This window comes from Lysinibacillus sp. NPDC097287 (assembly GCF_044761695.1).
GTDB lineage: Bacteria > Bacillota > Bacilli > Bacillales_A > Planococcaceae > Lysinibacillus.
The window spans coordinates 50638-64453 of the sequence record NZ_JBIWCX010000004.1 but is presented as its reverse complement, the minus strand read 5'-3'; the positions used below and the strand labels follow the sequence as shown (position 1 = coordinate 64453).

The 13816-nt window shown below is 38.0% G+C and carries 11 protein-coding genes and 1 pseudogene; 6 read left to right on the top strand and 6 right to left on the bottom strand.

Features of this window, described 5'->3' with window-relative positions:
* The first annotated feature begins 140 nt into the window (after window positions 1-140).
* Complete coding sequence (locus ACIQ2D_RS07665; RefSeq protein WP_402861864.1) at window positions 141-698, top strand: biotin transporter BioY; 558 nt, start codon at window positions 141-143, stop codon at window positions 696-698.
* A gap of 15 nt (window positions 699-713) precedes the next feature.
* On the top strand, window positions 714-2285 hold the full coding sequence (locus ACIQ2D_RS07660; RefSeq protein WP_402861861.1) for an amidohydrolase: 1572 nt from the start codon (window positions 714-716) through the stop codon (window positions 2283-2285).
* A gap of 23 nt (window positions 2286-2308) precedes the next feature.
* Here ACIQ2D_RS07660 and ACIQ2D_RS07655 read toward each other — a convergent pair whose 3' ends face one another.
* Window positions 2309-2542 (bottom strand): hypothetical protein, encoded by a 234-nt coding sequence (locus tag ACIQ2D_RS07655; RefSeq protein ID WP_402861859.1) that lies wholly within the window; start codon window positions 2540-2542, stop codon window positions 2309-2311.
* Window positions 2543-2666: 124 nt separating this feature from the next.
* Between ACIQ2D_RS07655 and ACIQ2D_RS07650 the strand changes: the two genes are divergently transcribed.
* The gene (locus tag ACIQ2D_RS07650) at window positions 2667-4442 is read left to right on the top strand and encodes a glycerophosphoryl diester phosphodiesterase membrane domain-containing protein (protein ID WP_402861856.1); all 1776 of its coding nucleotides are present in this window, start codon (window positions 2667-2669) and stop codon (window positions 4440-4442) included.
* A 77-nt stretch (window positions 4443-4519) separates the two neighbouring features.
* Window positions 4520-5491: a stalk domain-containing protein gene (locus ACIQ2D_RS07645; protein ID WP_402861853.1), complete on the top strand. Its 972-nt coding sequence runs from the start codon at window positions 4520-4522 to the stop codon at window positions 5489-5491.
* Between the two features lie 659 nt (window positions 5492-6150).
* Here the strand turns inward: ACIQ2D_RS07645 and fumC are convergent.
* Window positions 6151-7542: a class II fumarate hydratase gene (fumC, locus tag ACIQ2D_RS07640; RefSeq protein WP_402861850.1), complete on the bottom strand. Its 1392-nt coding sequence runs from the start codon at window positions 7540-7542 to the stop codon at window positions 6151-6153.
* Between the two features lie 83 nt (window positions 7543-7625).
* Window positions 7626-7784 (bottom strand): annotated as a pseudogene (locus ACIQ2D_RS07635) (class II fumarate hydratase); the annotation flags it as partial.
* 414 nt (window positions 7785-8198) lie between these two features.
* On the opposite strand from ACIQ2D_RS07635, the gene ACIQ2D_RS07630 reads away from it, so the two are divergent.
* On the top strand, window positions 8199-8909 hold the full coding sequence (locus tag ACIQ2D_RS07630) for a cytochrome c biogenesis CcdA family protein (protein ID WP_402861847.1): 711 nt from the start codon (window positions 8199-8201) through the stop codon (window positions 8907-8909).
* Window positions 8910-9005: 96 nt separating this feature from the next.
* Here the strand turns inward: ACIQ2D_RS07630 and ACIQ2D_RS07625 are convergent, their stop codons facing one another.
* Both ACIQ2D_RS07625 and ACIQ2D_RS07620 read right to left on the bottom strand, forming a co-directional pair.
* Window positions 9006-9224 (bottom strand): hypothetical protein, encoded by a 219-nt coding sequence (locus tag ACIQ2D_RS07625; RefSeq protein WP_402861844.1) that lies wholly within the window; start codon window positions 9222-9224, stop codon window positions 9006-9008.
* 281 nt (window positions 9225-9505) lie between these two features.
* A complete protein-coding gene (locus tag ACIQ2D_RS07620; RefSeq protein ID WP_402861841.1) occupies window positions 9506-10624 on the bottom strand; it encodes a PD-(D/E)XK nuclease family protein in 1119 nt (372 codons plus the stop codon).
* Window positions 10625-11154: 530 nt separating this feature from the next.
* Here ACIQ2D_RS07620 and ACIQ2D_RS07615 point away from each other — a divergent pair.
* Complete coding sequence (locus ACIQ2D_RS07615; RefSeq protein ID WP_402861838.1) at window positions 11155-11709, top strand: TVP38/TMEM64 family protein; 555 nt, start codon at window positions 11155-11157, stop codon at window positions 11707-11709.
* 10 nt (window positions 11710-11719) lie between these two features.
* On the opposite strand, the gene ACIQ2D_RS07610 is transcribed toward ACIQ2D_RS07615, so the two are convergent.
* Window positions 11720-13345, bottom strand: a complete 1626-nt coding sequence (locus ACIQ2D_RS07610; protein ID WP_402861835.1) for an ABC1 kinase family protein — start codon at window positions 13343-13345, stop codon at window positions 11720-11722.
* Window positions 13346-13816: the final 471 nt, after the last annotated feature.

The following is a 13816-nucleotide window of genomic DNA, read 5'->3' as shown; positions in this document are numbered from 1 at the left end:
AAAGGGAATAGCTAATTCATTATAACGATTTCTATTTTATCACTATTTTTTAAAATTGATTGACAACTGTTTTCTTTTGTTTTATCGTTGTGTTAACTTAATTATATATTTAGTTAACGTACAAGGGGAGGCAGTTTATTTTGAAAAAAAGCAGTACATATCAATATGTTTTAGCAGCATTCGGGGCAGCAATTATCGCGGTACTTGCTCAGGTGACGATTCCGCTACCGTTTTCGCCAGTACCAATTACAGGACAAACATTAGCAATTGGCATCGTCATCACAATTTTAGGCGCAAAACTTGGCTCATTATCGGTGCTATTATATATTTTACTAGGCTCAGTGGGAATGCCTGTTTTTAGTGGTATGTCTGGCGGACTTGGTATCGTTGTAGGACCTACTGGTGGTTATATTGTGGGGTTTTTACCGACTGCAATTATAATGGGGCTTTATCTGCAAAAATTTGGCTTAACAATTCCACATGCGGTTGTCGCAAACGTTATTGGGATGGTGATTACACTTGCTTTCGGTACAGCGTGGTTGAAAATTGCGGCTGAATTAACATGGACAGCGGCATTTATGGGCGGTGCAGCACCGTTTATTATCACGGGCTTATTAAAAGCAGCTTTAGCAGCATGGCTTGGTGTGGTGGTACGTCGTCGTTTAGAAACAGCACATCTAGTCGAAGCTACAGCATAAGAGAGGCGAATGGACTTGGCAACTTTATGGACAGGCGGAACGATTTACACGATGGCACGAGACGGCGAAACAGTCGAAGCTGTGCTTGAACATAACGGAAAAATTGTGGCAACAGGCGAAATAGAGCGCTTGTTGCCACAAGCTACTTCTATCCGAGATTTAAAGGGAAACGTCATGTATCCTGGCTTTGTCGATAGCCATTTACACATACTTGGCTATGGGGAAAAGTTAAAGCATATTGATGTATCTAATGTCAGAAGTAAGGACGAGTTACTAGCGCATATTCGTGCTCGAATGGAAGGAGTACATTCAAATGAGTGGATCATTGTTATTGGGCTCAATGAAACACAGTTTGATGAGCCCATTTTTCCAACGTTAACAGAACTTGATGCACTTGGTGAAGCGCATCTTATTATCAAGCGAAGCTGCCATCATCTACTATTAGCGAACACTAAAGCGCTCGAATTTGCAGGAATAAATGACGCTACACCGTCTCCAGAGGGCGGCATTATTGAAAAGGTCAATGGCAAAGTAACAGGTGTATTAAAGGATGCGGCTCTTTACATGATAGTCAATCATATGCCACATATTACACCAACATATATTGAGGATGCGCTTGAAAAGGCTGTGACGTCATTACAGACATATGGGCTCGTCGGTGGACATTCAGAGGATTTAAGCTATTATGGAGCGCCTCATCAGCCAGTTGATGCTTTTCGTAAAATTGTCGAAGATAGTCAATCATTTAAAGTTCATTTGTTACAGCATCATGCAGTGTTTCAGCAAGTAGTCGATGCAAACTTAAATGAGAAAAGGTCGCCTTATTTGGAGTTTGGGGCGATGAAAATATTTGTCGACGGAGCTTTTGGTGGGCGAACAGCTGCCCTACGAGAACCATATAGTGATGATATGGAGAATTGCGGGATGCTAGTTCATACGCAAATCCAGCTTGAGGAGCTAGTTCAACTTGCTAGAAGTTACTGTCAAACCGTTGCGGTGCATGCAATTGGTGATTTAGCCATTGATGTGATATTAGACGTTTTTGAGAAATATCCACCACGTGAGGGTCAGCTAGATCGTGTGATTCATTGTAGCTTAATTGATGAGGAGATCCTAATTAAATTGGCATCATTGCCAGTGGCGATTGATATGCAACCACAGTTTGTGCAAGGAGAGTACTCAGCGGAGATTGCTCGATTAGGTGACGAACGTGTCAAAGGTCTGCATCCCCTAAAATCGTTATTAGATAGAGGACTGATCGTTGCTGGTGGCAGTGATGCGCCGATAGAAGTGCCTAATCCACTGCATGGAATTTACGCAGCTGTTACTAGACGCAATTTCGGTGAGATACATGATGGTTACGGCGCACAGGAGAAAATTTCACGCTTTGAAGCGGTACGACTTTACACAGTAGGTCCAGCTGCAATCATAGGTCAACAGTATGTACGTGGGCAAATTGCACCTGGATTTACAGCTGATTTTACAGTGTTTACAAACGATATATTTAAGGTGGAAATTGAGGAATTACTAAATATTGACGTTGCCTACACAGTAGTGGGTGGCAAGATTGTATATGAAAGAGTGTAAAAAAGTCGTTGTGGAGACAATATTCACAACGACTTTTTTTGTAATTCTTCTATTTGTTGCTCTAATTTTTGGATCCGCATCGTTAGCTCGTGTATTTGTTGCAGATGTGACGGGTTATTTTGTGTAGAGGGTTGTTTGTTTTTTGCGAACATCATGATGAGTACACGAATGACAACTACTATCATTGTCACTAATACGAAGAAAATAAAAATATGAGTAATAATATCGCCTACGTGAATATTTTCTATAGCATACAACTTCCTTTCTAGAATACATATACTTCTATTATGGATTATTTTGTAATAGGTTTCAAAAGTAATTTTATCTTGTGAATGGTTCGAGAAAAAAGTGAATAACCTATTAAGCAGGGGGGGTGTATATATGCAAAAAGCACAGCAAATTATTAGACTAGCATTGCGAAACATTATTGTTTACCGCATTGATTATATTCAAGTTTTTGCACTTATTCGGCTAGTTCAATTTTTGTTTATTGTGCCTGTGACATCATTGGCGTTTAAGCTCATGCTGCGGGTAACAGGTTATACGCATATCACAGACCAAAATCTGTACAGTTTTTTAGTACACCCCTTCGTCATTGGTATGATGCTGCTATGGCTATTTATTGTGTTATTATTCATTTACTATGAAATGGGCTTATTGTTTAACATGGCATACAATCAGCAGCGTGGCATTCGTTTTAGGTTTGTTAGCATTTGGCAGCAACTTAATCGGAAGGCTGTGTTTTTTTGTAGCTTTCAAACCATTTATTTAGCCCTATATATTGCGTTTCTTGTGCCGCTTGCTTCATTTCTTCTACCCCTTACATTAACACAAGAGATTTCAATTCCACATTTTATTATGGATGAACTGATGCAATCGAGAGCGGGGAGATTATTGTATGCTAGTCTAGCAGGCTTATTAATTATTTTTGGTATCCGTAGTATACTGACTTTATCAATTTTTACGATTCATCCAAAGTACTCAATCCGTCAATCCATTGTGCAGAGTTGGAGGTTTTCTAAACGGCGCTTGTTTGAGTTACTTGTACTGCTTGCAATGCTTTTAACAGGGAATTTACTCGCACTTCTAAGTATAACTCTTATTAGTACGTTGCCGTTATATGTATTAGAGCGACTTATGCCGAGCTCGGCTCTCGTAATTGCTGGGCTGACTTTGGCGTTTTTAGAAATCATTTTTGTCGTTCTGTTTAGTTTGCTTCAAGCTATGTTTTCTCAGGTGATGGTGGCGATTACATATAATACCTTGAATTTCTCTAAACAGAAAACATCTCCAAATTTTTTAAAACGACGATATAAACGACTATTATTATTGGTTAGCGCCGTATTTGTCGTATTGAGTGTCATAAATATTAATTCATTGGAGAAAAGTGTTTATGCACCTGATACGAAAATCATTGCACATAGAAGCTATATGGGCGAAGGGGTGGAAAATACAATCAGTGGGCTTGTCAGTGTGGCGAAATCAGGTGCCGATTTAATCGAGCTTGATATTCAGCAAACGGCAGATGGGGAATTTGTAGTCTTTCATGATCGCACGCTGCGACGTTTAGCCGGAAAAAACAATAGCGTAGCAAATATGACACTTAGTGAGCTAACAGCAGTGACCGTCCATGCAAATGGTTTTAGCGACAAAATTACGTCACTCGATGATTATATTGAAATGGCCCAGTCACTAGATATCTCATTACTCATAGAACTAAAAATTCACGGCAAGGAAACAGAAGATGTCCTTGTACGACTTGTTGAAAAGCTTAGGATGCATAAAGTGCTTGATAGGTACTTTGTGCAGTCATCAAACTCCGAAATGATGACAATGCTGAAGAAGCTTGCTCCTAATTTACGAGTTGGTATTGTGTATGCACTTAATATTGGTACAATCGCTAATTTGAAGGTAGATTTCATTGCTCTTGAAGAATCATCGGTGAGTGATCGTTTAATAGAAGAACTGCAATTGTTAGATATCGATTTATTCGTTTGGACGTTAAATAAAGACCGAGTACTACAAGAATTTATCGAGAAAAATGTAACAGGTGTGATTACAGATCATCCGACAGTTGCACTAGAAATTCGGTCGGACCAGGGCGAAAATAAATACTTTCTTGAAAGGGTACTAAACCGATTGCATTTAAATCCCTGAAAATATTTTGGCAATTTTGTAACCTTTTTCATTTTGATTCGACTAATTCTTTGAAACACAACAAGGGAGAGATTTTGATGAAAATGAAAAAAGTTATTCCATTCGCAATGTCAGCATTATTAATCGGAAGCGTAGCAGTAACACCGACAGCTTTAGCTAACGGAGGAGAGGCAGTTGTGACAAGCAGCGGACAAGAAAACGAGGCACAAGTACAACCAATCTTTATAAAAATCACAGGTACGATTGAAAATGTAGAGGTACGTGACAACGCTACATACTACACAACTAAAGATGGTGAAAGCACAAATGTATTTGTCGTGAACAAGGACACGCTGATTTTCGATAATACAGGTAAAGAAGTAAAACTTGAAAAGGGCGACAAAGTAACGGCTTACAATTATGCAAACAAGCCGATGCTGATGATTTATCCACCACAATACAACCCAGAAGTAATTATTGTTGAAACAGAAGCTATAGGTAGTGTAGCTGTTGGCACTTTTGATGAAAACTTATTGAACGAAGAATATTCATTAAAATTGAATGTTAGTGAAGAAACGGATGTTTCAAGCACATCGGGTAAAGATGTAACAATTGCTGATTTACCTGGCCAAAACTTACTTGTTTTCTATACCATTACGACAATGAGCATTCCAGCACAAACACCACCTACAAAAGTAATTATCTTAGACAATGAAGAACAAGAAGCAGCTGAAGTAGTCCCTGCAGAAGAAGTATCCGAAGTAGAGGCAGAGGTAGATCCAGCGGAAGTGGCAGTACAAAAAATCATTGCCTCTGATTTCCACGAAGTTGAAGGCACAAAAATGGTACCTCTACGCTTAATCGCTGAAGAACTTGGCTATAAAGTAGAATCTACTGGTTATGGTGCAATCGTTTCAAAAGGTGCATTATCATATACAATTACACGTGGTCAAAAAGCGTATGGCTTCAACAAATCACTTCGTCAATTTGAAGTAGCACCAGCTTTACTTGAACCATCAAAAACATATGTACCAGTTACATTTGTAGAAGATTTATTAAACACTAAATAAATGATTGAACCTCTACGGCATAGTGCTGTGGAGGTTTTTTGTAGGTGTAAGTCCCGCTCAGGTGGTTGTAAGTCCCGCTCGGGTGGGTGTGATTCTCGCTCAGGGAGGTGTGAGTTCCGTTCGGAGAGGTGTGAGTTCCGCTCGGGGAGGTGTGATTCTCGCTCAGGTGTGTGTGAGTTTCGCTCAGGTGTATGTGATTCTCGCTCAGGTGGGTGTAAGTCCCGCTCGGGTGTGTGTGATTCTCGCTCAGGTAGGTGTGAGTTCCGCTCAGGAGGGTGTGGTCCTAGCTCGGGGAGGTGTGATTCTTGCTCAGATGTGTGTGAGTTTCGCTCAGGTGGGTGTAAGTCCCGCTCGGGTGTGTGTGATTCTCGCTCAGGTAGGTGTGAGTTCCGCTCGGGTAGGTGTAAGTCCCGCTCAGGTGTGTGATTCTCGCTCAGGTGTATGTGAGTTCCGCTCAGGTAGGGATGGTGCCGGCTCGGGTAGAGAAGAAGCCCGCTCAAGTAGATGTGAGTCCCCCGATAGTAATGAGTCCCCCGATAGTAATGAGTCCCAATCTATTCTGCAAAATAGTAATCTACGTTAGTCCATGAAGCTTCATTTAATATCCAAAAACCCAGCTAAGCGAGGAGGTGCTTAGTTGGGTTTTTTTACAGTCCATTTTATTTTGCGTTCGGATAAATCATAGTTGCAGGGTCTACGTATTCATCGAATTGTGCTTCTGTCAATAAACCACTGGCAATAGCAGCTTCTTTCAATGTTGTACCTTCTTTATGGGCTTGTTTTGCAATTTTCGCTGCATTTTCGTAGCCAATATAAGGGTTGAGAGCTGTTACTAGCATTAATGAATTTTGTAAGTTATGATCGAGCACTTCTTTGTTTGGCTCGATGCCGACTGCACAGTGATCATTGAATGATTTCATTGTATCGGCAAGTAGGCGTGTCGATTGCAAGAAATTATAAATAATTACTGGCTTAAAGACGTTTAACTCAAAGTTTCCTTGTGAAGCGGCAAAGGCAATTGTTGCGTCATTACCGACAACTTGTGTGACCACCATCGTCATGGCTTCACTTTGTGTTGGGTTTACTTTTCCTGGCATAATGGATGACCCTGGTTCATTTTCTGGAATGGTAATTTCGCCAATACCAGAACGTGGACCGCTTGCTAGCCAGCGTACATCGTTAGCAATTTTCATTAAGTCTGCTGCAAGTGCTTTTAATGCACCGTGTGCAACAACGGCTTCGTCATGGCTCGTTAAGGCATGGAATTTGTTTGCTGCTGATGTGAAATTTTTGTCAGTGATTTTGCTAATTTCAGCTGCTACGCGGTCACCAAATTCAGGGTGAGCGTTAATGCCTGTGCCGACAGCTGTTCCACCGATTGCGAGTTCCTTCATGAATTCTATGTTCAGTTGAATCATTCGTTCAGATTTTGCTAGCATTGCTGACCAGCCGCTAATTTCTTGCCCTAATGTCAGAGGCGTAGCATCTTGTAAATGCGTACGTCCAATTTTGATAATATCTTTAAAGTTCTCAGCCTTGTCGTCTAATGTTGTTTTTAGTAGACGAAGACGAGGAAGTAGGTAATCTTCTACTTTTAGGACTGCAGCAATATGTAGAGCTGTCGGGAAAGTATCGTTCGAGCTTTGCGATTTGTTGACATCATCATTGGGATGGATGCGATCAGCCTCGCCAGCATCCGTTAAAATTTGGTTGGCACGATGCGCAATCACTTCGTTCACATTCATATTAGTCTGAGTACCACTACCAGTTTGCCAAACGACAAGCGGGAATTGATCGTCCCATTGTCCATTTAAAATTTCATCTGCTGCTTGAACAATCGCATTGGTTTTCAAATCTGATAATTTGCCAAGCTTATTGTTTGCGATTGCTGCACTTTTCTTTAAAATCGCAATCGCCTGAATCAATTCGATTGGCATTTGTTCAGTACCGATACGGAAGTTTTCTTTACTGCGCTGTGTTTGAGCACCCCAAATTTTGTCTGCAGGTACTTTGATTTCACCCATAGTGTCTTTTTCAATACGATAATCCATTCCAAACAACTCCTTTGTGTATGTAAATCAATTTTGCCTTGGCGTAATTGAAGTCCGAATTTTGAATTGTGCTAGCACAATTCACTTTTCTTTAAAATCGCAATCGCCTGAATCAATTCGATTGGCATTTGTTCAGTACCGATACGGAAGTTTTCTTTACTGCGCTGTGTTTGAGCACCCCAAATTTTGTCTGCAGGTACTTTGATTTCACCCATAGTGTCTTTTTCAATACGATAATCCATTCCAAACAACTCCTTTGTGTATGTAAATCAATTTTGCCTTGGCGTAATTGAAGTCCGAATTTTGAATTGTGCTAGCACAAATAACCACTTTCAAAATCCGTGACATCCGCCGAGGCTTTAATTTTATTCAGTGGGCGTTTAAACGCGTACTGAATAAAATAAATAAACGGATATTCTTAGTCTGATGTAAGAATATCCGTTTGATGCATGCTTATTCAAAAAAGAGGGGGTATTTTGTATAAGCGTTTGGAGAAAAGAAATAATCTATTGATAATGATAATTGTTATCAATTAAAAAGTCAATGGATATCTAGTGGTAAAATTTAAATAATTGAGAATAGTTATCGAGTAATAGTTAGGAACAATTTCCAGGATGTTGCGTTTGTATACATGATAACAAAATGGGAGGTTTTTTATGCAAACTGATGTTAATTTATTTTTCGCATTTGGAGCGGGGCTGCTGAGCTTTATTTCACCATGTGTGTTACCTTTGTATCCAGCATTTCTTTCTTACATAACAGGTTTGACGATAGGCGAAATACAAGAGGAGCACATGGCAAAACGCAAAACAGCGGTGTTCCATACGTTAAGTTTCCTATTAGGGTTCTCGCTTATTTACATATTTTTAGGCTTCAGTGCCACAGTGCTAGGGGAGTTTTTCCTGAATTATGGTGAGTTATTTAGACAATTTGGTGCAATCTTCATGGTGCTATTTGGGTTTATGACGCTAGGAATTTGGAAACCAGAATTTTTAATGAAGGAACATAGAGTCAATATTCAAAATCGACCTGCTGGTTACGTTGGTTCAGTTGTTATAGGCTTTGCATTTGCAGCAGGTTGGACACCTTGTGCTGGTCCGATTTTGGGTGCAATTTTACTTATGGTGTCGCAAAATTCAGGAAATGGTATGGGGTATATGGCTGCTTATATTTTAGGCTTTAGTATTCCGTTTTTCACGTTATCCTTTTTCGTGTCAAAACTGGCAATTGTTAAAAAATATAGTCAAGCCTTCATGAAAGTTGGTGGGGTTATTATGATTGTGGTCGGGCTGCTGCTATTCTTCGATCAAATGACTATTTTTAATCGCTTACTAGCGCCGATTTTTGGTGACTTTATTGGTTTTTGATTTGTGCAACAGAACTGGTAATGTAAAAAAGACGTCTCAATAGTTCATGGGACGCCTTTATCTTATGAATGAATAGGATAGTATAGAACAGAAGAATTATCTTCTTTTCTTACCAATCTCTTTTGTTACTAATTTCTTCTTCGGCTCTTTTTCATAAATTACATGTACATGGTATTTGTTTTCATCCATCTGAATTACTTGTTCTACTTTTGCTTTACGGCCTTTGATTTTGATCAACTCATCGACAGCGGGTATGCGTACGACAAATTGATTTAATACCTCAGTTTTATTTTCATAAAAATGAATAACCATCATATTTTACGGTCTCCTTATTAATGAATTTTAATAAAGTAACAACTAGCATGAGTCAATTTATGTTGAGCACCTAAAATATAGAACATTTGAAATAAATGATTCACAGACATAAAATACAACGATTAACGGAAAATTTATGTAATGAATTAATTACACTATGTTTTAAAGAATCAATTATTCCCAACAGGTATTAATTTGTGATATTAAAAGAGGACTTCAGCAATTTTAGCGAAATCCTCTTTTTGAATTCTTTTATTAATCTTCTACATCTTGTGAGATGGCTAATGCGATGTCAGCACGCACTTCGCTAAGTTTTTTCTTTTCGCATTTGGATAGATAATACTCCAGAACTCAAATCCATTATAACGTTCTGTATAGTTTTCACCTTTGATGGAATTAACTGCAGCAATGGCAGCACTTGAAAGACTACTAAACTCTTGGCCTTGGAATATAATATGACCACTAGTTAGATCAATTTCTGCTTTTGTTATTGTGCTTCCGTAAGTAGACTCTAAATATTTCTCGTCCTCATTTAGACGACTGTAAATTTCATCCCAAGGTAGCTTAGATGTTCGAACACTAGAAGATGTTTTGACAATTCGTTTTTCAGGCGTCTCATTTTTCACCGCATCAAAGATTTCATACAAAACATCTTTATATTTATTATAAATGGTGATACATAATTCATCGTTTACTTTAGCCATTGGTTTGTTCACTCCTCTATATACCATTCGTAAGTTATGTATATATTGATCTAAAATGTTTTTATTCTCTATTGAAATTTTAGGATGGTTTAAGCAAGGTTCAATGACGAAATTATATAAACCTTGATAATCGACCTGAATAAACTTAGGACATTTTGGCTTTACCATAGCACCTGGAGACAAAAACACCTTTAAATCATACGTGTAAGTATCATCTGAGTTATTTAAAATTTTCGTATAGGTCTCTGTTTGATCTTTATTCTCACGTGAGAGTACTTTATTTTCTACAATAATTCGTACTATGTCGTTGGTTAAATATAAATCAAATCTAGCTTTTAACTTAGAGTTTGTTTCAGCATCAACGGCAGAAGCTGATACTTCTGTAGAGACCTCCATTTTTTCTAACTCAAGCGCATCAGACTCAATTAAATCAAAACCAAGTGTTGTTTTCGTATTTGAAACGTTCTCTTCACAAATGTAGTAGATAAAACGCTTTAGTGGGAAAGATCCTAAATTTAAAGACGAAGTAGGGGAAATCAGCCAGCTAATAAATGCACTATGCATTGTTTCACGGTGTCCAAAACCTAATAATTGAAATAAACTTTCTTTTTCAAAGGATTCCTGTAATAGTAAAAAACCGGGATCACTAATTAAATGATTTAGTTGGGATTTCAATTCTTTTGTGTTTGTAATCATTATTAAGCTCTCATTCTAGATTTAGTAAAATTTATTGTAAAAATTGTAATATTTTTTAGATAAAGATAGTCGGAAATGATAAAAATGTGGTGTTGTATTAATAATAAATGTCTTTACTATTTTTTTCTGAAGTGTAGATAAAATATTGATTCCTATACGGAGATTGATAGCGAAATCTCTATAAAAACGAAGGGTTCAAAACGACGCCAAGATGAATTAAAAGGATTACTGGGGATTGAGAATCTGACATGCGATTTCATGAAATTTTGCATACGCTTGGATTAACTCGAAAAATAAGCCTGTGGGCATTAAGGTTAGCGAGTAATCTGTTACAATGGGCTTACGAAGTACATTACAGATTTATTATTGTTCAATTCTTTGAGATATTTTTTGTTATACGATGCCATTTATCATTTGGCAAGTTGATTAGATGCAGTTTAATGCAAGTTATAATAAGTATTCCTTAAGATGAATTATCTAGATATGTAAAAAAAAAGAGGTATAAAACGCCGAAAAGGACAACTTAGAAAATGGATGAATTATTAAATTGGTTGCAACATGATTCTTGGATGACGAGAATCAGTAGCTTTTTGCTCATGGCAATGTTAGCATTTTTACCTGCAATTCCGATCCCCTTAGTAGCCGGGATTATTGCAGCCACCTATTCAGTACCGGTAGCGCTATTCATCAGCTTAGGCGGTACTATCTTTGGCTCGATCTGCATGTTTTATCTTTGTCGATATGGATTTCAAATGGTGGCGCTAAAACAAGTACAGAAATGGCAAAGGCTAGATGGATTTTTTCAATTACTTGAACGTAATGGCTTTTTGGCCGTCCTAATTGGTAGATTGGTTCCCATTATGCCTTCTGCGGCAATCAATGCCATTGCGGGCGTAACAAAGGTCCGCTTTAGTTCTTTTCTTCTTGCAACAGCACTCGGAAAGTTTCCCACAATGCTGGCTTTTACGCTAGCTGGCGCTCAATTTGGAAAGAACCAGCTATTAACTGGCACCATGATAGGGCTATATGTTTTAGTGATATTTCTTATTGGTTTGAAGATAAGAAATAAATGGGCAAGAGGATGATCAATCGTGATCATCCTCTTTTAATATTTCTATCCATGAATTTCAACCATTTTCTTTGTCGCCAACTACTCACGATATAAACAATAGAAGAAATCACAATTAGTCCACCTGAAACCTTTGATAGAACATGATACTGCAAATACATGCCGGAAAAAATACCGATAAATCCTAGGACGCTTAACAGTAAGGTGTGCTTCTTCTGATTTTCATAAATTGAGAAGTAAAACTCTCTTTGTTGTAGCGTTTCTTTTTGAGCTAATAATCGTTGGGGTGTTTCTATTAAATCTTGAACAGAGTGGAAAATTTTAAAGATGGGTAGAGCATTCATCCACTGTAAAATAAACTTCCAATTATTTGAGTTTCCTTGTTTGAGCCAGTCTGCAAATGCTGGTTTGATGATGTCTAGAATCTCATTATTTGGGTTAATGGTTAGTAGCATACCTTCAATTGTAATGAAGGAGCGCCCTAAAAATATAAATCGAGTAGGCACTTGGATGGGCAGTAATTTGAGCATGTCATTCATTTCTTTTTTAACTGCAAATAAATCCATCTCTTTCACCTGATTAAGATCTAGCGTTAATATCTCTTTAAGTAGATTTTCAATGATTTTGAGATTGGCTCCTGGCAGTAAGAAGCCTAAGTCTTTTAATGCCTCTGCGGCTTGGGCAAAATTTTTCAATAAGATGGCTTGAATCAAATGTTGGAAGTTGTTAGCATCTTTTCTTGAAATTTCCCCGACCATGCCAAAATCAAGGAGAACAATCGTGCCGTCTGATTTCACCAATACATTTCTGGCATGAGGATCAGCATGAAAAATGCCAGCTTCTAACCATTGCGGAAGAAAAATGCGGATTAAACGCTGCGCCAATTCCTCTCGATTGATTTGAGATGTTTCTAAAAAATCTATATCCGTAATCCTAACGCCATCGATCCATTCCATCACCAATACTTGAGAGGTGCTAATGTCGGGATAAATATTGGGTATAGTTAGCTGCTGATAGGATTCAAAACGGTCACGAAAATGATGAATGGTTTCCAATTCTTTTTTGAAATCTAATTCCTTTTCAATTACGTATTTTAATTCTTTGAATAGCATTTTAAAGTTGATAAATCCTTTAGGTACAGGTGCAAAGTGATGGGCAAACCAAATAATAATAGCTAATGAACGAAAATCAGTGCGCATAAGCGAAGGGATTGAAGGGCGTTGAACTTTAATGGCAACATTTGTTCCATCCTTTAATCGCCCCCGATAAACTTCCCCAATGGATGCTGAAGCCACAGCTTTTGTTTCAATTGAAAGAAGGACGTTTTCAATTGAATTTCCCCATTCATTTTCCAGTACATATTTAATTTCTTCCCAGGGGGAGGGTGGGACTTGATCCACTAAATCTTGTATTTGATCGACAAAACTGCTAGGAAGCAAATCTTTGCGAATGCTTATGAATTGCCCAACCTTAATTAACACTCCTTCTAACTCGAAAAGGGTCTGACGGAATTGGCGTCCAAGCTTTTCCCATAATACATCCCATTCCACAGCAGATTTTTTTCGAATACGATACCAATAGACTTGAAGAAACATAGAAAACGCAAAGGACAGTATCTTCCACATTCTAAACCAACTTTTCCGATTTTTCATATCGTTACCACCAGCTCCACATAGTAGAATATTTCCCTTTAATTATATACAATAAAAGGTAATGCGAGGTAATAACGAAGCGACCGCATTGAAAATTTTTACAGTTATATTAAACTAAGGTGAACCTTTTCATTATAGATACAGAAAAAAAGATTGGTGAAGGTGCAGCCACAGCTACAGTAAATGGTGACATGGGGGATAACGACTTCTAATAGATAAGATCTATTAATGTTTGTATTTTAAAGCCTAGGTGAAGGGGGAATCAGTAGATTTTGCGAATAACTAGTGTACTAAAAAGATTAATGTATGTATTTTTTTCTATTATGATAATCTATCTTCTTTATACTTCTATCTGGCTTAAGGAAAGTATGTATGGTTCTATTGGAAATCAGGTCCTTATGGGATCTTGTTTTTTGTTGATGAGTCTTAGTCATTTTAAAGACAAGAAATATGTATTAGCTTGGCTTACCG